This is a genomic window from Anaerospora sp., from assembly GCF_032013335.1.
Lineage (GTDB): Bacteria > Bacillota > Negativicutes > Sporomusales > DSM-15969 > Anaerospora.
On record NZ_DALZUO010000003.1, the window covers coordinates 61,369 to 78,499 of the forward strand.

The following is a 17,131-nucleotide window of genomic DNA, read 5'->3' on the forward strand; positions in this document are numbered from 1 at the left end:
GGATATTATGGAGATCGTTTCAACAGCACCGGAGCAGAGTTTTTCCTTTGGCAGGCAGCTGGGACAATTGCTGCAAGAAGGAAGTGTGCTTTGCATTATTGGTGATCTAGGGGCAGGAAAAACCCTCTTAGTACAGGGAATTGCCCAGGGGCTAGGATTAAACGAAGAGATTACTAGTCCCACTTTTACTGTAATGAATGTATATGAAGGTACCATACCTGTTTATCACTTTGACTTATACCGTTTGGAATCGCCTGAACAGCTGGTGGATATTGGTTTTGATGAGTATACCAATGGCGGCGGTATCGCGATTATTGAATGGCCTGATAAATTTCCAGGCTTTATGCCGGACAGCTATTTGCGGATTGAATTAATAAAAACCGGCGATAATGACCGGTTGATTAAGGTGTCCCCTCAAGGGGCGCACCATCATTTGTTATATGAGGAGTTGAAACAAGCGTGCTCCTAGCGATAGATACTGCTACACTGGCCTCCGGTGTCGCATTGGCGACAGCTGATAAACTGGTAGCCGAAATCATTGTTCAGACAAAGAAAACCCATTCAGAAAGATTGATGCCTCATATTGAGCAGTTGCTGGAACTGGGACAAGTAGCAAAAGAGGATATTACAGCTATTGCCGTTAGTATTGGACCGGGCTCGTTTACCGGTCTTAGAATCGGGCTGGCAACTGCCAAGGCCCTGGCGTATGTCTGGCGCGTTCCTGTAGTTGGGGTATCGACACTGGCTGCATTAGCCTATGCCTGTCCTGCGCCCAATTCTTTGCTATGTCCGCTGCTTGATGCGCAAAAAGGCAATGTATATCAAGCTGTATACCGCTGGGAAGCGGGAAATTTAATTGAAATTACCGCTCCCCGTGTTATTGCTCATCAGGATGCAATCAAGGAATTAAAAGAGCAGCCTCTGCCCGTAATGATGCTGGGAGAAGGGGCTGTCTTATTTCAGGAAGCGATTGTTGCTGCCGGCAGCCCGATTGAGCTGGCACCGCCTCATGTTATCCTGCCCCGGGCAGGGAGTGTAGCCCTGCTTGGACATCAAATGTTGGCACAGGGAATCAATGACGATGCCATGACCTTAGAGCCGCTTTATATTCGCCGCAGTGAAGCGGAGGTATTATGGGAGCAGCGCCATGGTGCATGTGTATGAGTGGCCTGAGAATCAGGCGCATGAACTTTATGGATGTTGACGCCGTGGTAAAGGTGGAGCAGGAAACCTTTACCACTCCCTGGTCTAGAGCGGCATTTGAAGCGGAAACTTCCGATAACGAACTAGCTTACTATCTTGTTGTCGATGATAGCGGAACAATAGCCGGTTATGCTGGAATGTGGCTGATCATTGATGAAGCACATGTTACGAATATAGCGATGTCGGCTGCCTACCGGGGGGCTGGCTTAGGTGAGAAACTGGTCCGGGCATTAATGGAGCTGGCACGGGAGCGGGGTGCTGTCAGTATGACACTGGAAGTGCGTGTTTCTAATGAGAAAGCCCAGTCCCTGTACGCAAAGTTGGGCTTTGTACCTCGCGGCAAGCGGCGTAATTATTATACTGATAATCGTGAAGATGCTCTTATTATGTGGTGTGAACTATAAATGCTCAAAAAAAAAGCGAGCCGCTTTTCTTACGGCCCAGGGTGATTGTGTTACAGCATATTCACAAGAAGACTGTTGTGTTACTACAGGAAAATAAATAAGGGCGGCTGCAAGCCGCCCATTAAAAACTTACTTCAGAGTGGATTCATATTGCTCAATCATCTTACGAACCATATGACCGCCTACGCGACCGCAGTCAGCAGAAGTCATTGTGTTCCAGCCTTGCGAACGAACGTGATCGGCAATACCCAATTCGGAAGCCACTTCCAATTTCATTTGATCCAGCGCGTTTTCAGCTGCCGGATTTACTGGTTTTCTCGAGCGTGCCATTGATAAACCCCCCTTTCTGGGCACTTATTTTCATAGCCCGTTTTTAATTTGCCTATTTTAAGGCTGATCCATACATGTAAATAATAGCAATAAAATGGAGGTCGGTTTTTGTGCATGTAACCCTTGCCCTGGAAACCAGTTGCGATGAAACATCGGCAGCGGTAATTGCTGATGGGCGGACGATCCTGTCAAATATTATTTCTTCGCAAATACCGCTGCATCAAAAATACGGAGGAGTTGTACCAGAAATTGCCTCCCGCAAACATATTGAAAGCGTTTTGCCTGTGGTGGAGGAAGCGCTTCAGGCTGCCCGTGTATCCTTGGAGCAGGTAGACGTTATTGGTGTGACGTACGGTCCTGGGTTGGTTGGTGCTCTGCTTGTAGGCGTGGCTACTGCCAAAGCACTGGCTTTTGGCTTGGACAAACCGTTAGTTGGTGTTAATCACCTGGAAGGACATATTTTTGCTAATTTCCTGAGCCATCCTGAGCTTAAGCCTCCCTTTGTCGCTTTAGTTGTATCCGGAGGACATACATCGCTGGTGTGGCTGAAAGACTATAATGATTTTGAATTGCTTGGCCAAACACGCGACGATGCAGCCGGTGAGGCTTTTGATAAGATTGCCAGAGTAATGGGACTCCCTTACCCTGGGGGGCCTCAGATCGACCGCCTCGCTTTAGATGGGAACAGCAAAGCGATTGAATTCCCCCGGGCTCTGGTAGCTCCGGGGAGTTTTGAATTTAGCTTCAGCGGACTAAAATCAGCAGTGCTTAACTACTTAAATAGTGCTGCTCAGCGCGGGGAAGCTGTGAATCAGGCGGATGTGGCTGCCAGCTTTCAAACTGCCGTCGTTGATGTACTTGTTGCGAAAACATTACAGGCAGTAGAGTCTTGCGGGGCCAGACAAGTGGTTCTGGCTGGTGGTGTGGCCGCTAACAGCAAACTGCAAAGTCTGTTAGGAGACGCATGCAGCAGTAGAGGAATTCCGTTATATTTTCCGTCATCGTTGCTTTGTACAGATAATGCAGCAATGATTGGCTGCCGGGCTTATTACAAAGCTCAGGCCAATAAATTTGCTGATTTACGCTTGAATGCCCTGCCTTCGTTAAAATTAGGGCAGTAATTGTGGATTAATAATTATACTACAATTGTGGATACTGTGGATAAATAGTAATTTCATGCGGAAAATGGGATATTTGGATTGTGGATAAAGCTGTGGATATTGTGGATAAACCGGGGATAACTAAAAATGCTCAAAGTGTAGAGTTACATAGTTACAAAAATATCCTAAAAGCTTGTGAAAATTAGCAGCTAGTAACAAGGAATTTGAGCAATGCTGGTGGAATAGATAAAAATTCAAATCAGCGGGAGGTTGCTATGGGAATTGTGGCAGATGTATGCCGGAAAACAACTACTTTGTCAGCTGTTCAAATTGACAGGCTGGAACAAAGTTGTACTCTATTGCAGCTTGCCAGCGATCTATCTCACGCTCAAGCTACTGTTTATTCGCGGGCGATTCATGAACAGTTTCTGGTCATTGTTGCTCAAGCAAGACCGAATACTACATTGGTTAAAGATAGAACCAATTTGCTGGGGTCTACTGTTCAGTCAGCAGAAGAGCCGCTTGTATGGCGTACATTAAACTCGGGTGAGCATATTGCCGGACAGCGCGAATGGGCAATCGGCCTGGTTGCCGAAATGCAAACTTCAGCCTTGTACGATGATGAAGGCAACATTATAGCAGTTGTCAGCTTTGAGACGGGTGGAGTTGAAACGGTGCTGGGGCAAAATATCCTCATGGAGACTGCCAACATGCTGTTAAGTATGACACACAGCCGCGGTGGCGCTGTCTACCGTCAGTTATCTGCACGCGATGGCATCATCTTAGTTGATGAGCAAGGTGAAATTATTTTTGCTAATGCTGCTGCCAACAGCATATATAATATTATGGGTGTAGGACGAATGGTAGGGCGCCGAGTCTATGACCGCCGTATCAATTTGCGCCTGGCTCAAAAGGCAGCCAGTACTCAAATTGCCAATGAAGAAGAACTGGAACAAGGACAGATGGTTCTTGTTCAGCGGGCAATTCCTATCATAGTAGCTGGCAAAACGGTTCGCACAGTTGTTATCACTGCCGATGTGACCGAACTGAAGCAAAAAGAAAAAGAACTGTTGATTAAGTCAGCTGTCATCCAGGAAATTCATCACCGTGTCAAAAATAATCTGCAGACAATTGCCAGTCTGCTGCGACTGCAGGCACGCCGCACTCAGTCTGATGAAGTAAAAGCAGCTCTTAGAGAAAGTGTCAACCGGATTTTAAGCATATCAGTTGTGCATGAATTCTTATCCCAGCAAGATGCAGAAGTGATCGATGTCGCCGAAGTTGCAAAGAATATTTTGGACCTGGTGATTCAAAATATGCTGGAGCCCAATTTTAACATACAAACAATCTTTAACGGTCAGACGGTGATCATGCCTTCTGAGCAGGCTACAAGTTTGGCACTTGTTATTAATGAGTTGATCCAGAACTCGATAGAGCATGGTTTTATTGGTCTCAAAGAAGGTCTGATCGGACTTGATATTGCAATATTGCCTGATACGTATCAGATTGATATCTATGACAATGGTGTTGGTCTGCCGGAACATTTCGGGCAGCGTTCTTCCAGCAGTCTTGGCCTCCAAATTGTCCGTACACTCATTGAGACAGATTTAGGCGGTCGTTTTGAATTATATTGCAAAAACGGCACTCATGCCTGTATTACCATTCCTAGACCAAGGGAGGGAGAGTAATCCATGGAAAACTTACGAATTGTAGTTGCTGATAACGAATCCATCATCCGCATGGACTTGCGTGAACTTCTGGAAGAGGCAGGCCATACGGTGGTAGGCGAAGCTACCGATGGTGTTAAAGCCGTTGATTTAGCCCGCAAACATCGCCCCGACCTGGTCATCATGGATATTAAAATGCCAGAAATGGACGGCATTACTGCTGCCAAAATTATCTCTAATGAGAAATTAGCGCCTGTATTGCTTCTGACTGCTTTCAGTCAAAAGGATATTGTGGAGAAAGCTAAGGATTCCGGTGTTTTGGCCTATTTGGTTAAGCCAGTTAAAGAGGTAAATCTTTTTCCTGCTATGGAAATTGCTATTTCCCGCTTCCAGGAGTTTGCGGAACTGGAACGGGAATTGGAAGACGTGAAAAACTCGCTCGAAACTCGCAAAATTCTTGACCGGGCGAAAGGCATACTCATGGATGCATATAACCTGAGTGAAAATGAAGCGTATCGCCGTATTCAACAATACAGTATGAGTAAACGGAAATCGATCCGTGAAGTGGCGGAAGCAATAGTCGAAGCGTCAACCAAAAAAAAATGAGATTGTATAAAATCGCCAGAAGGTGAAAAACTTACCAAAGGCGGTTTTTTTTTTGGCAAAAAAAATATGCATTTTTTGCCTAAGCCCCTTGATTTTTACAGTTAAATTAGATAATATTAGTATTGTAATTAGCACTCGCCATCATCGAGTGCTAACAAGAAGTCAAAACAAAAGTTATATAAAAGGAGGTCTTTTCAATGATTAAGCCATTAGGCGACAGAGTAGTCATTAAGGTACTGGAAAGAGAAGAAAAAACCAAGAGTGGTATCCTGCTTCCCGATACTGCCAAGGAAAAACCCCAGGAAGGCCTGATCGTAGCTGTTGGCACTGGTAAAGTACTGGAGAACGGACAACGCGTGGCGCTGGAAGTAAAAGACGGCGACAAAGTTATATTCTCCAAGTATGCTGGTACTGAAGTGAAACTCGACGGCCAAGATTATCTGATTCTTAGTGAAAGAGATATCCTGGCAATCGTTGAATAACTTCTTAATTTAAAAATAAATTTGTGGAGGTAATACATAAATGGCTAAGCAAATTCTTTTTGACGAAGAAGCACGCCGCGCACTGGAAAGAGGCGTAAACGCACTGGCTAATGCTGTAAAGGTTACTCTTGGACCTAAAGGCCGCAATGTTGTTCTGGACAAAAAATTCGGTGCACCTACTATTACTAATGATGGTGTAACGATTGCCCGTGACATTGACCTGGAAGATCCGTTTGAAAATATGGGAGCTCAATTGGTGAAAGAAGTTGCTACTAAAACGAATGACGTAGCAGGCGACGGCACCACGACAGCTACCCTTTTAGCTCAGGCTATGATTCGCGAAGGTATGCGCAACGTTGCAGCCGGTGCAAATCCAATGATCCTGAAAAAAGGCATTGAAACTGCTGTTAAAACACTCGTAACCGAGATTAAAAGCAGTGCAATTGCAGTAGAAGGCAAAGAAGCAATTGCGCAGGTAGCTTCTATTTCCGCTGGCGACGAAGAAATCGGTAAACTTATTGCCGAAGCTATGGAAAAAGTAGGCAAAGACGGCGTAATTACTGTTGAAGAATCAAAAGGTATGGGAACTGAACTGGAAGTGGTTGAAGGTATGCAATTCGACCGCGGCTACATTTCCCCTTACATGATTACTGATGCAGACAAAATGGAAGCGGTTATTAATGAGCCGTATATCCTGATCACTGACCGCAAAATTGGTGCGATTGCCGATATGCTGCCTGCTCTTGAAAAAGTAGTGCAAGCAGGTAAAGAATTGCTGATTATTGCTGAAGACGTAGAAGGCGAAGCACTGGCAACTTTGGTTGTCAACAAACTTCGTGGTACTTTCCGCGCTGTTGCTGTTAAAGCTCCTGGCTTTGGCGACCGTCGTAAAGCAATGCTCGAAGACATTGCCATTCTTACCGGTGGTGCGGTTATTACCGAAGAATTGGGACGCAAACTTGACAGCGTAACTCTGGAAGATCTGGGCCGTGCTCGTCAAATCCGCGTATCCAAGGAAGAAACTACCATTGTTGAAGGTTATGGCGACGCTGAAGAACTCAAAAAACGCGTTAGCCAAATCAAAGCACAAGTGGAAGAAACTACTTCCGATTTCGATAGAGAAAAACTGCAAGAGCGTCTGGCTAAACTGGCTGGCGGCGTAGCGGTTATTCAAGTAGGCGCAGCTACTGAAGTTGAGCTGAAAGAGAAAAAACTTCGCATTGAAGATGCTTTAAATGCTACTCGCGCTGCAGTAGAAGAAGGTATTGTAGCTGGCGGCGGCACTACCTTCATCGACATTCTGCCTGCACTTGAAGGCTTAGAGGCAGTTGGCGACGTTAAAACCGGTATTCAAATCGTTAAACGCGCTATTGAAGAACCAGTACGTCAAATTGCCAACAATGCCGGCCTGGAAGGCTCCGTTGTTGTAGCAAACGTGAAAAAGACTGGCAAAGGTATCGGCTTCAATGCTCTTTCCGAAGAGTATGTTGATATGATTGCTGCTGGTATTGTAGATCCTGCCAAAGTAACTCGCTCTGCCCTGCAAAATGCAGCAAGCATTGCAGCGATGGTTCTTACTACCGAAACTCTTGTTGCTGACAAACCGGAAAAAGACGGCGGCGCAGCAGCAGGAATGGGCGGTATGGGTGGAATGGGCGGCATGGGTGGCATGGGCGGCATGATGTAATCACGCCTCTCTAGCTTGTGGCATATAAGGGTCTATTGTGCGATAAATCCTTAAGGAACACAGCCTGACCAATTTCATCAATAAAAAAACTAATTCAACTTGGATGAGTGACCAGGTTAAGTTAGCTGAGGCTTCTCATGAGTTCGCATGAACTTGTGGGGAGCCTCTTTTTATGCCGCCTATTGGGCGGTCAAAGATTTTCTAACTTGCTAATTCTCTGTTCAAAATTAGTAAGCAGCTCGCTCAAAGCATTTTCTGTTCTTTCATTTCTGAATCGTTCTTTTCTTTCGCAGCGTTGAGCTAATAATTCTGCGCCAAATCCAATGATATGTCCCAAAATAGTAACTGCAATAGCTAAAAGTATTAATCCATCCACATCATCACATTTCATAATTGTAACTCCCATAAATTTTATACAGTTTATGATTTAGTCAATATTTTGGTTCAAATGAAAAAAGATATTGCAGATGAGAATTTGTTCTGATATTGCCTTTGCTTAGTTTTGTCCTATAATAAAGGAGGGAGGTAGATAACATGCAAGACTATACTGCGAAAGCCCTGCTGCCGGCCTGCAGCTTAAATGAAATGATATTGCGTCAATTATGGGTTTGCTTCGGACAAGCGGGCACTTTTACCTGGTGTGCCGAAATTGGTACAGGTGGAGACCGCCTTGGTAAGGACAATGACCGCCCGTCTCAAACCATACAAGATTGGCAGCAAATGATTACCTTGCTGGAGCAGCTGGCATATATTGATTATATAGTGCTTACTGTAGAAGTACCGGACTCTGGCACCATTGCTATTGTCTTTTGCAATTACCCCCCTGCAGGCGGCTCTTATGTAATAACTGGTAAACTTGAGAAATGGGTGCACGAGAAGGCAGAAGCGATTCAACATGTATTTACCGCCCGGCAGGATGAACAGACAACTCGCATATATAGCAAATGGGTTTTTGGTGCAATTCAAACGCTTCTGCCACTTAGCATTGCGTTTATTGTAGTGATTGCAGCGGCTGTTCTGCTAATCCCGGCAGAGTTTAGGCGCAGCGATTTTATCTGGTGGATAACAGCCGGTACGGTTGTGCTTACGCTGCGGCTCGCTTACAGTATCTCAGATCAGCTGATCCTGTATATAGTAAAAAAATTCCCCTACGTACGCTGGCAATAGGAAAACGCATAATGGGCCATCTTCAAGCATAGATTGGTAGTGTATGTTGGGAGGTGGAGCGGAATTATGATTCTTGATTTGCGCCGGCTGTTTAGCCATCGGCACATTTTTTTCAGTATCATCGGTCTTTTTGCCATCAGTGCGGTTTATGTCCAGGTTTCGGATCAAATTAATACCAATGGCCCTATCGCAATTGCAGCTACCAGGACGGAGCAAAAGGTAGTGGCATTGACTTTTGATCATTCGTGGGGCAATAAATTTACGCCATCCATTTTGGATACCCTAAAGAAAAATGATACGAAAGTTACTTTTTTTATCATGGGACCCTGGGCAAAAAAGTTCCCGGAAGTTGCTCAGCGCATGGTAGCCGACGGGCATGAAATAGCCAGCCATGGCTATCGCCATGAGAACTATGGCGATAGAACGCCGGAATGGGTAAAAGAGGACCTTCAGAAAGCACATGCCCAGATTAAAGAAGTGACAGGCGTAGACGCAACCTTGATGCGCCCGCCAAATGGACACTATAATCAAAAGTCGTTGCAGGCCACTCAGGAAGTTGGCTATAAAACGATTATCTGGAATGTAGACTCTTTGGACTGGAAAAATCCCGGCAGGGACGTCATCGTTGACCGGATTATGAAGCGACTCAAGCCAGGGGCGATTATTCTCATGCATGCATCTGACACACCGGTTCAAACGGCAGAGGCATTGCCAATCCTGATGGAGAAAATAAAAGCTGAAGGCTATCAGATCGTTACGGTCGGTGAGCTCTTGGATAAGTACAGTGAGAAAGGCATACAACGCCACTAATTAAGAAAGTTTCGGTACTAGTAATTTGACCGGGTTAGGTTTGAGGTTAGGTTGGGGAAAAAGATACTCAAGATAAACCAAAATTTAATGCGGTTAATGTACTAAAGGTTGACACTTGTTGCTGTCAGGCGCTATACTAGTATAAAATAAATATTGTTAGGTAGAGGTGCGGTTATTAATAGTAAGTATCTTGAGCTGGCCAGCGAAGACAGATACTGAAAGGAAGGGCCGCCGAAGTGAATGGCAGCAGGCCTGCTCCCGTTTGCTGGTTCTGGGCTGAATCAAGCACAGGACTGTCATCCGATTTACGGATGGAGCGCTATCTTGCACGGCTAAGTTAATTGAGTTATAAACTAGCGGTTTGCGAAGATAGTATTTACGCGAACCGCTTTTTATTATTTTAAGCGGTTTGCTACAATATTGAGGAGGAATAGAATTGGCTGATAAAAAAATTCCCGTTTCCAAGCAGAAACTTGAAGAAATTATTCGCAGTTATCCAACCCCCTTTCATCTTTATGATGAAAAAGCAATCCGCGATAATGCCCGTAACTTGTTGGCAGCTTTCGCTTGGGCTCCCGGTTTCAAAGAATATTTTGCTGTAAAGGCTGCGCCTAATCCCTATCTGATGCAAATTCTTAAAGAAGAAGGCATCGGTGCTGACTGCAGCTCAATGGCGGAATTAATTCTCGCTGAAAAAGTAGGCGTCACCGGTACTGATATTATATTCTCATCGAATGATACTCCCTATGATGAATATGTGAAAGCAAAAGAACTGGGCGCGATTATCAATTTAGATGATATTACCCATATTGCTTATCTGGAAAAACATGCCGGTTTGCCGGAAATGATTTCCTTCCGCTATAACCCCGGTCCGCTTCTCAAGAGCGGCAATACCATCATCGGGTTTCCTGAAGAAGCGAAATATGGCTTGACACGGGAGCAGATTTTTGAAGCATATCGTATCTGCAAAGCTAAAGGGGTTAAACGCTTTGGCTTGCATACGATGGTTATTTCAAATGAACTCAATCCTGACTCCTTTGTGGAAACAGCCAATATGATGTTTGATTTGGCAGTCGATATTCACCGCGAATTAGGTATACGCGTGGAGTTTATTGACCTTGGCGGCGGTATTGGCATCCCGTACCGGCCAGAACAGGAAGCTGTTGACCTGCAGTATGTTGGCAAGCAGGTCCACAAGGCCTACGAGGCTAAGATCGTTGCAAACGGTCTTCATCCGCTCCAACTGGCGCTCGAATGCGGCCGTATGGTTACCGGACCTTATGGTTATCTGGTATCAACTGTGCTGCACAAGAAAAACATCCATAAGAACTATGTCGGACTTGATGCCTGCATGGTTAATCTGATGCGGCCTGCTTTGTATGGCTCGTATCATCATATTACCGTACTCGGCAAAGAAACATGGCCTTTGGACCATGTCTACGACGTAACGGGATCGCTGTGTGAGAATAATGATAAATTTGCAATTGACCGTGCCTTGCCACAAGTGGATATCGGTGATTTAGTCGTTATTCATGATGCCGGAGCACATGGTCATGCTATGGGCTTTAACTATAATGGCAAACTGCGTTCCGCTGAATTGCTGCTGCGACCTGATGGATCGGTCCGGATGATTCGTCGCGCAGAAACACTGGAAGATTTGTTTGCTACTTTGGATTTTGATGCTCTAGAAGAGAAGCAGCTGGCAGCAGCAACCAAAACACAAGAATAGCAGGTAATGAAGCTGTTTAGAGAGACAGTCACAATCAAGTGACTGTCTCTTATTTTTATTGTAAAAATATATAAATTTTTACAGTCGGTTCTTATATTTTGCTATAATAGTTTTATGTCGTTTTAGCTAAAGGAGAGATATTGTGTTTGAACTGAATCATGCTCGTATTGATAAATTGGCCATACATAAAGTCGGCAATAAGTTAAAAGGGGAAGGCATGACAATTACTCCTGCTCTTTACCCGCTGACAGATGGTAACTTAGAAGAAATACTGCTTAAATACTTTTTGTCATCTTTTAAGAGTGAACAGTTGTACTCTTTTCACCATGAGACGGATATTCACCTGAATGAAGTGTATATGTGTGTCAGCAGGGCTTTTATTAACAAACAGAATTTTTATGACCAATCAGTTAATGTATTAAAATGCCTGTATGAGAATTCCACTAATCCCAAAGTTAAGCAAGGGGAATTTTATATGGTTTATTTGGCTGACTGTATTTTAGACGGACAGGCAGTTGATGCTATTGGTATTTTTAAAACAGAGAATAAAGATACTTATCTGCGGATTAGTGAGCATCGTCTGGATATTACCATTGCCTGTGAGGATGGTATTAATGTCCGGAAAATGGATAAAGGCTGTCTTATTTTTAACAGTCAGTCACTTGGCGGCTACCGGGTGGCAATTATCGATAAAGGCAATAAAAGCGATACTGAAGCGCAATACTGGACAGAAGAATTCTTGCAGGTCGTTCCTGTAGAGGATAGTCATTTTCATACGGAAACGTATTTAAATTTATGTCGTGATTTTTCCGAGAATGTATACGGGCAAATGTATCAGGCTGATAAAAAGGACCAGGTCTCGTTTATTAACAATTCAGTAGCCTATTTTGAAGGGAAAAGCAGCTTTGATTTAAACGACTTTGCAGAACAGGTTATTGGTGATCCGGAACTTATGCATGAGTTTAAACAGCATAAGAAAAACTATGATCTTACCCAGGAAAAAGTGGTTCAGGAAACGTTTGATATTTCCAATGGTGCAGTAAAATCGATGAAACGCAAAATGAAGAGCAATATAAAACTGGATACGGGCGTGGATATTCAGGTTAAATCCGGCTTAGAAGATGCAACTCGCCATATTGAAAGGGGATTTGACGACGAAAAAGGCATGCATTTCTACAAAGTTTACTTCAACAACGAAGAATAGCTATAAGATACTAATGACCTTTCTCCAGGCTTTGGCAGGAGGGACGGTATTTTATTTATTGAATTTGCCACTGCCGTGGACATTAGGGCCGCTTGCGGTAATATTAGTGATTCAACTGGGATTTCAAAAGGTTGTCTATTGGCCTGCCGCGCTGCGCAAAGGAGCTTTAGTCGTACTGGGGATTACAATGGGCAGCCCCTTTACCATGACTACTGCCAGGCAAATTGCCGATCAATTGCCTGTGATGCTTGCTGCGACTGTTGCAACCATTGCGTTTAGTTTACTTATGGGGTATATTACGCATAAGCGGACAGGCGTCGATCTGGCAAGCAGTTTGCTAGGCTCTGTACCTGGTGGGTTAAGCCAAATGGCAGTTTTAAGCAAGGAATTGAATGCTGATGCTACTGTAGTTACCTTTATGCAGACATTGCGCTTATTGGCAGTTGTGTTTACTGTACCCTTCCTGGCTCGTCATGGCTTGGCAGAGGTGGTGGATACGACTATTCAGCGGACAACTGCTCAGAGTACAATGGAACCTGCTACAGAGCTATTCTTTGTGACAGCCGTATTAATCGGAACCTTAGCTGCTCAGCGGATAGGACTGCCGACACCCTGGATGTTAGGCCCTACTCTGGTTACGGCAGCGTTAGTGTGCTCCGGCCTGGAGCCGCTGCCTATGCCGACATGGGTGATTACAGTAGCGCAGGTATCAACCGGTATTTATATGGGGGCTAATATCAAAGCAGAAAGCATGAGCAATTGGAAAAAGCTGCTCCCCTATACAGTAAGCGGTATAGTTGGCATTCTTTTATGTTCGTTTGCTATTGGATTTATCCTGAATGCGTTGTATGGATTCAGCCTGGTAACAGCCTTTTTAGGGACAGCACCTGGTGGAGTAGCCGAGATGGGGTTGACGGCCATGATGGTTCATGCTGACTTATCGGTTGTTATTTCCTATCAAATGTTCCGGTTGTTGTTCATCTTGCTGGTGGTTCCTATAGCGCTAAAATGGATGTTAAATAAGATATAAAAAAACACTTGTCAAAACGTTGAAAAAGAATTACAATGTATAATCATAGAAGACAAACGTTTTTGAGCAACGATGCTTTATTAGGGCGTATTACACTACGCCTTAGTAAAGCATCTTTTATTTTCTGAGTATGTAATTTTATTAACGATGAGAGGGGGCGGTTGCGTACAGTAAAAGCGGGTGGTTTGCACAGAGGGGATACGATAAAGGGGGAGAAAAGAAATGTTCAAAAAGAGTTTAAAAGTTTTTAGCGTAGGATTAATAACTGTTATGATGTCGAGCTTGTTGGCCGGGTGTGGCGGCGGCAGTCCCGCTTCCAGCTCCAGCGATATTAAGATTGGCGTAATTTACGAATTAACTGGCGGAACGGCATCTTTTGGTACAGCTGCTGCGAATGGTGCAAAATTAGCTGCTAAAGAGATCAATGCAAAGGGCGGCGTATTAGGCAAGCAGATTCAAATGGTAGTAGCCGATAATAAAAGCGAGCCGTCTGAATCCTCCAACGCCATGACAAAAGTTATTTCTCAGGACAAAGTAGTTGCCGTTACCGGCTTTACTGTCAGCTCTAATGCTATTGCAGCCTCTACTGTTGCTGAAGACAACAAAATTCCTTTTGTAGCCGCTGCTACTACGAACCCGAAAGTTACTTTGGATGAAAAGACCGGCAAAGCGAAAAATTATGTTTTCCGTGTTTGCTTCATTGATCCTTTCCAAGGTACTGTAGGAGCCAACTTTATCCTGAACACCCTTAAATTGCAAAAAGCTGCTATCATGATTGACAATTCCAGTGACTATAGCAAAGGCTTGTCAAAATTCTTTAAAGAAGCCTATACAAAAGGGAACGGTACGATTGTAGCGGAAGAAGCTTACCTGCAAAAAGATCAGGACTTCAAAACCATTCTTGTTAAAATCAAGAGCACTAATCCAGATGTAATCTATGTACCAGGCTATTATGAAGAAGTAGGTAAAATTGTTAAACAGGCTCGCGAACTTGGCATAACTGCTCCTTTCGTTGGTGGTGACGGCTGGGATTCACCCAAATTGGTTGAAATCGGCACAGCTGCTGCTCTGAATAACACTTTCATGACCAACCATTACTCCGTAGAAGACACCAGCTCAGCTTCAAAAGCCTTTGTTGACGCTTATAAAAAAGAATACGGCCAAGTACCGGATGCGATGGCAGTTTTGGGCTATGACGCAATGTATGTTCTCATCGACGGAATCAAACGCGCCAACAGCGCTGAACCCGGCAAAATCCGCGATGCACTGGCTGCAACAAAAGAGTATCCTGCTGTAACAGGCAAAATCAGTCTGAACGAAAATCATGATGCTGTTAAATCCGCTGTTATCCTTGAATTGAAAGACGGCAAACAGACTTTTAAATCAACTGTAAATCCCTAAATAGTACAGAAAAAAACCGTGCCAAATAAATGGCACGGTTTTTTTATTGTTGATTAATTCTAGGCCGTTCAGAAAGTCTCAGATGCTAGGAAGGCCGAGGAAGCGAGCGAAGACAGTACAGCGACGGTACGACGAGTGAGCTCCCGCAGGCCTGACAACGCAGATGGGGCTTTATCAACGGCCGTTTTTTATTTCTTTACCTGGTGGATTACCCGGCCAGTAGCCTGGTGTGTAGGCGTAACGGTGACTTCACAAATCTGCACATGTGCCGGAACGCTTGCTGAGTATAAAACAACATCCGCGATATCCTCTGCTGTTAGAGGCGTAATCCCTTCATAAACGGCAGAGGCTTTTTGTTCGTCGCCATGGAAGCGGACGATACTGAAGTTTGTTTCTACCATTCCTGGCTGAATTGTTGTTACCCGGATGGGGGTATCAACAACATCCATGCGGAGGCCATCACTGATAAATTTTACTGCTGCTTTGGTGGCACAATATACTGCGCCACCCGGATATGCGTGGATGCCGGCGATCGAACCAATATTAATCACCTGACCGTTAACCTCATTGGCAAGCATGAGGGGGACGATCTTTCTTGTTAAATATAACAGCCCTTTAATGTTCGTATCAATCATGGCATCCCAGTCAGCAAGGTAACCTTCATGCAGTTTTTCCATTCCTCTGGCTAATCCGGCATTGTTAATGAGAATGTCAATTTTTTGCCATTCTTGCGGCAGAGAGCTGCAGACTTCATTAACCGCATCTTTATCCTGAACATCAAGCTGCAAGGTTAAGGTGTCGGTACCATACCTGGTTTTCAGGTCCTTGGCAATTTCACTAAGCTTTTCACTGTTTCTTGCACATAAAATGAGTTTTGATCCTGCTTTGGCAAAAACCTCAGCGCAGGCCAGACCAATTCCACTGCTGGCACCACTGATAAATACAAGCTTGTCTTTTAGTACTTGCATGCAGACACCCTCCCCAAACCATAATTTGTCAATACCTTTATTATAGGAAAACACGCTGCGCAACGCAAGGCTAATAAAAGGAATTTCAGATCGCTAGAAACTTCGTCCCCAGGCCGTTCAGAAAGTTCCAGATGCTAGAAAGGCCGAGGAAGCAGAGCGAAGACAGTACAGCGCGGGTACGGCGAGTGAGCTCCCGCAGGCCTGAATGCGAAGTCCCTGGCACTTTAGTGTCTTAGAACTCGGGTACAACGCAGATGGGGCTTTATCAACGGCCTGTAAAGGAATTTACTGGTGCAGAAAGCTGCATTCACAGAGTATAATAAAAAGAAGAGATATGAGGAGGCTGGGAGAATGAAGCTACCGGTTATTGATTTGCATTGTGATACCATCCTGGAATTATATGATAATCCTGAAAAAGGCAATTTACGAAAAAGCAGCTTATGTGTTGATATTGGCAAATTACAATCGGCTCCTGCCAAAGCTCAGTTCTTTGCTCTATATATTGATGCCAAACGGCCGGAAGATCCTTTGGAGCAGTGTCTGGCGATGGCTGATCTGTTTCACACCGAACTTGCCCACAATCAGGATGTTATACGCTTGGCTGCTAATGCACAAGAAATGAATGAGAATTGGAATAAGAATATTATTTCCGCTTTTCTCACCATCGAAGAAGGAGCGGCGATAAAAGGCAGTTTGGCTAACCTTAGGAATTTTTACCGCCTTGGAGTACGCTTAATAACGCTGACGTGGAATTATCCCAATGAAATCGGGTTTCCTAATAGTAGTCCTGAGTTTCAAACACGGGGCCTGACCGAGCGGGGCCGCGAAGTGGTGGCAGAAATGAATCGCCTGGGGATGCTGATCGACGTGTCTCATCTTTCGGATCAGGGCTTCTTTGATGTAGCTCAGCTTTCCCAAAAGCCTTTTCTGGCCTCTCACTCTAATGCCCGGACCATTACTGGTCACAGCCGTAATCTAACAGATGAAATGATCCGGCTGCTGGCGGAGAGAGGTGGAGTGATGGGCCTTAATTTCGCACAGGCTTTTTTAGGCGAATCATCTGTCAGCCGGATAGAGGATATGGTCAGGCATCTTCGCCACATCTATCAGACCGGCGGGATTGAGGTTATGGCTCTGGGGAGTGATTTTGACGGTATTAATCCGGCAGTTGAGGTAGAGAATATCGGCCAAATAGGCAAGCTTCTGGAAGCGATGGAGAAAGCAGGCTTTTCTGAAGATGAAATCGAAAAAATTGCTTGGCGTAATGCAGAACGGCTTATTCGGGATACACTAGTACCATATCAGCCCTAAAAATATAATCACAGTAAGTGAGGTCTGACCAG

18 protein-coding genes and 1 riboswitch are annotated in these 17,131 nt (G+C 44.6%); of the genes, 15 read left to right on the forward strand and 3 right to left on the reverse strand.

Annotation, left to right across the window (positions count from 1 at the left end; translation table 11 throughout):
* Positions 1-7 precede the first annotated feature (7 nt).
* Genes tsaE through rimI form a run of 3 tightly spaced genes read left to right on the forward strand, consistent with a single transcriptional unit; the run spans position 8 to position 1,607 of the window.
* Complete coding sequence (gene tsaE, locus RTR76_RS03875; protein ID WP_312516895.1) at positions 8-469, forward strand: tRNA (adenosine(37)-N6)-threonylcarbamoyltransferase complex ATPase subunit type 1 TsaE; 462 nt, start codon at positions 8-10, stop codon at positions 467-469.
* Positions 460-1,164, forward strand: a complete 705-nt coding sequence (gene tsaB, locus RTR76_RS03880) for a tRNA (adenosine(37)-N6)-threonylcarbamoyltransferase complex dimerization subunit type 1 TsaB (RefSeq protein ID WP_312516897.1) — start codon at positions 460-462, stop codon at positions 1,162-1,164. The genes tsaE and tsaB overlap by 10 nt, the downstream gene beginning before the upstream one ends.
* Entirely contained in the window at positions 1,161-1,607 is a 447-nt protein-coding gene (gene rimI, locus RTR76_RS03885; protein ID WP_312516898.1) for a ribosomal protein S18-alanine N-acetyltransferase, read from the forward strand. Before tsaB ends, rimI begins: the two co-directional genes overlap by 4 nt.
* A 129-nt stretch (positions 1,608-1,736) precedes the next feature.
* Here the strand turns inward: rimI and RTR76_RS03890 are convergent, their stop codons facing one another.
* Entirely contained in the window at positions 1,737-1,937 is a 201-nt protein-coding gene (locus RTR76_RS03890) for an alpha/beta-type small acid-soluble spore protein (RefSeq protein WP_312516900.1), read from the reverse strand.
* A gap of 110 nt (positions 1,938-2,047) precedes the next feature.
* Here RTR76_RS03890 and tsaD point away from each other — a divergent pair, with 110 nt between their 5' ends.
* The 5 genes from tsaD to groL all read left to right on the forward strand — a co-directional run bounded on the left by tsaD (position 2,048) and on the right by groL (position 7,479).
* Entirely contained in the window at positions 2,048-3,058 is a 1,011-nt protein-coding gene (gene tsaD, locus RTR76_RS03895) for a tRNA (adenosine(37)-N6)-threonylcarbamoyltransferase complex transferase subunit TsaD (protein ID WP_312516902.1), read from the forward strand.
* 254 nt (positions 3,059-3,312) lie between these two features.
* Positions 3,313-4,725 (forward strand): histidine kinase N-terminal domain-containing protein, encoded by a 1,413-nt coding sequence (locus RTR76_RS03900; RefSeq protein ID WP_312516904.1) that lies wholly within the window; start codon positions 3,313-3,315, stop codon positions 4,723-4,725.
* Positions 4,726-4,728: 3 nt separating this feature from the next.
* Positions 4,729-5,310, forward strand: coding sequence for a response regulator (locus tag RTR76_RS03905; RefSeq protein WP_312516906.1), 582 nt, complete (start codon positions 4,729-4,731; stop codon positions 5,308-5,310).
* Between the two features lie 197 nt (positions 5,311-5,507).
* On the forward strand, positions 5,508-5,792 hold the full coding sequence (groES, locus tag RTR76_RS03910; RefSeq protein ID WP_312516908.1) for a co-chaperone GroES: 285 nt from the start codon (positions 5,508-5,510) through the stop codon (positions 5,790-5,792).
* Positions 5,793-5,832: 40 nt separating this feature from the next.
* The gene (gene groL, locus RTR76_RS03915; protein ID WP_312516910.1) at positions 5,833-7,479 is read left to right on the forward strand and encodes a chaperonin GroEL; all 1,647 of its coding nucleotides are present in this window, start codon (positions 5,833-5,835) and stop codon (positions 7,477-7,479) included.
* Between the two features lie 190 nt (positions 7,480-7,669).
* On the opposite strand, the gene RTR76_RS03920 is transcribed toward groL, so the two are convergent.
* Positions 7,670-7,870 carry a hypothetical protein gene (locus RTR76_RS03920; RefSeq protein ID WP_312516912.1) on the reverse strand — a complete coding sequence of 67 codons (201 nt, stop codon included), beginning with the start codon at positions 7,868-7,870 and terminating at the stop codon, positions 7,670-7,672.
* 143 nt (positions 7,871-8,013) lie between these two features.
* Here RTR76_RS03920 and RTR76_RS03925 point away from each other — a divergent pair, with 143 nt between their 5' ends.
* From RTR76_RS03925 to RTR76_RS03950, 6 genes are all read left to right on the forward strand, one after another.
* Complete coding sequence (locus RTR76_RS03925) at positions 8,014-8,646, forward strand: hypothetical protein (protein ID WP_312516914.1); 633 nt, start codon at positions 8,014-8,016, stop codon at positions 8,644-8,646.
* Between the two features lie 66 nt (positions 8,647-8,712).
* Positions 8,713-9,456, forward strand: a complete 744-nt coding sequence (pdaB, locus tag RTR76_RS03930; protein WP_312516916.1) for a polysaccharide deacetylase family sporulation protein PdaB — start codon at positions 8,713-8,715, stop codon at positions 9,454-9,456.
* Positions 9,457-9,609: 153 nt separating this feature from the next.
* Positions 9,610-9,786: riboswitch (Lysine riboswitch) on the forward strand.
* 106 nt (positions 9,787-9,892) lie between these two features.
* Positions 9,893-11,185 carry a diaminopimelate decarboxylase gene (locus RTR76_RS03935; RefSeq protein ID WP_312516918.1) on the forward strand — a complete coding sequence of 431 codons (1,293 nt, stop codon included), beginning with the start codon at positions 9,893-9,895 and terminating at the stop codon, positions 11,183-11,185.
* A gap of 142 nt (positions 11,186-11,327) precedes the next feature.
* Positions 11,328-12,389, forward strand: a complete 1,062-nt coding sequence (locus RTR76_RS03940; RefSeq protein ID WP_312516920.1) for a nucleoid-associated protein — start codon at positions 11,328-11,330, stop codon at positions 12,387-12,389.
* A 13-nt stretch (positions 12,390-12,402) separates the two neighbouring features.
* Positions 12,403-13,419 carry an AbrB family transcriptional regulator gene (locus RTR76_RS03945; RefSeq protein WP_312516922.1) on the forward strand — a complete coding sequence of 339 codons (1,017 nt, stop codon included), beginning with the start codon at positions 12,403-12,405 and terminating at the stop codon, positions 13,417-13,419.
* A gap of 222 nt (positions 13,420-13,641) precedes the next feature.
* Positions 13,642-14,820 carry an ABC transporter substrate-binding protein gene (locus tag RTR76_RS03950; protein ID WP_312516923.1) on the forward strand — a complete coding sequence of 393 codons (1,179 nt, stop codon included), beginning with the start codon at positions 13,642-13,644 and terminating at the stop codon, positions 14,818-14,820.
* A 188-nt stretch (positions 14,821-15,008) separates the two neighbouring features.
* On the opposite strand, the gene RTR76_RS03955 is transcribed toward RTR76_RS03950, so the two are convergent.
* Positions 15,009-15,788 (reverse strand): SDR family NAD(P)-dependent oxidoreductase, encoded by a 780-nt coding sequence (locus RTR76_RS03955; RefSeq protein WP_312516924.1) that lies wholly within the window; start codon positions 15,786-15,788, stop codon positions 15,009-15,011.
* 351 nt (positions 15,789-16,139) lie between these two features.
* Here RTR76_RS03955 and RTR76_RS03960 point away from each other — a divergent pair, with 351 nt between their 5' ends.
* A complete protein-coding gene (locus RTR76_RS03960) occupies positions 16,140-17,099 on the forward strand; it encodes a dipeptidase (RefSeq protein ID WP_312516925.1) in 960 nt (319 codons plus the stop codon).
* The last annotated feature ends 32 nt before the right edge of the window (positions 17,100-17,131 follow it).

Bases quoted from the DNA above. Each gene is read 5' to 3' on its own strand.
- tsaE (WP_312516895.1), top strand. From the start codon at position 8: ATGGAGATCGTTTCAACAGCACCGGAGCAGAGTTTTTCCTTTGGCAGG.
- rimI (WP_312516898.1), top strand. From the start codon at position 1,161: ATGAGTGGCCTGAGAATCAGGCGCATGAACTTTATGGATGTTGACGCC.
- RTR76_RS03890 (WP_312516900.1), bottom strand. From the start codon at position 1,937: ATGGCACGCTCGAGAAAACCAGTAAATCCGGCAGCTGAAAACGCGCTG.
- RTR76_RS03900 (WP_312516904.1), top strand. From the start codon at position 3,313: ATGGGAATTGTGGCAGATGTATGCCGGAAAACAACTACTTTGTCAGCT.
- RTR76_RS03905 (WP_312516906.1), top strand. From the start codon at position 4,729: ATGGAAAACTTACGAATTGTAGTTGCTGATAACGAATCCATCATCCGC.
- groES (WP_312516908.1), top strand. From the start codon at position 5,508: ATGATTAAGCCATTAGGCGACAGAGTAGTCATTAAGGTACTGGAAAGA.
- groL (WP_312516910.1), top strand. From the start codon at position 5,833: ATGGCTAAGCAAATTCTTTTTGACGAAGAAGCACGCCGCGCACTGGAA.
- RTR76_RS03920 (WP_312516912.1), bottom strand. From the start codon at position 7,870: ATGAAATGTGATGATGTGGATGGATTAATACTTTTAGCTATTGCAGTT.
- RTR76_RS03925 (WP_312516914.1), top strand. From the start codon at position 8,014: ATGCAAGACTATACTGCGAAAGCCCTGCTGCCGGCCTGCAGCTTAAAT.
- pdaB (WP_312516916.1), top strand. From the start codon at position 8,713: ATGATTCTTGATTTGCGCCGGCTGTTTAGCCATCGGCACATTTTTTTC.
- RTR76_RS03945 (WP_312516922.1), top strand. From the start codon at position 12,403: ATGACCTTTCTCCAGGCTTTGGCAGGAGGGACGGTATTTTATTTATTG.
- RTR76_RS03950 (WP_312516923.1), top strand. From the start codon at position 13,642: ATGTTCAAAAAGAGTTTAAAAGTTTTTAGCGTAGGATTAATAACTGTT.
- RTR76_RS03955 (WP_312516924.1), bottom strand. From the start codon at position 15,788: ATGCAAGTACTAAAAGACAAGCTTGTATTTATCAGTGGTGCCAGCAGT.
- RTR76_RS03960 (WP_312516925.1), top strand. From the start codon at position 16,140: ATGAAGCTACCGGTTATTGATTTGCATTGTGATACCATCCTGGAATTA.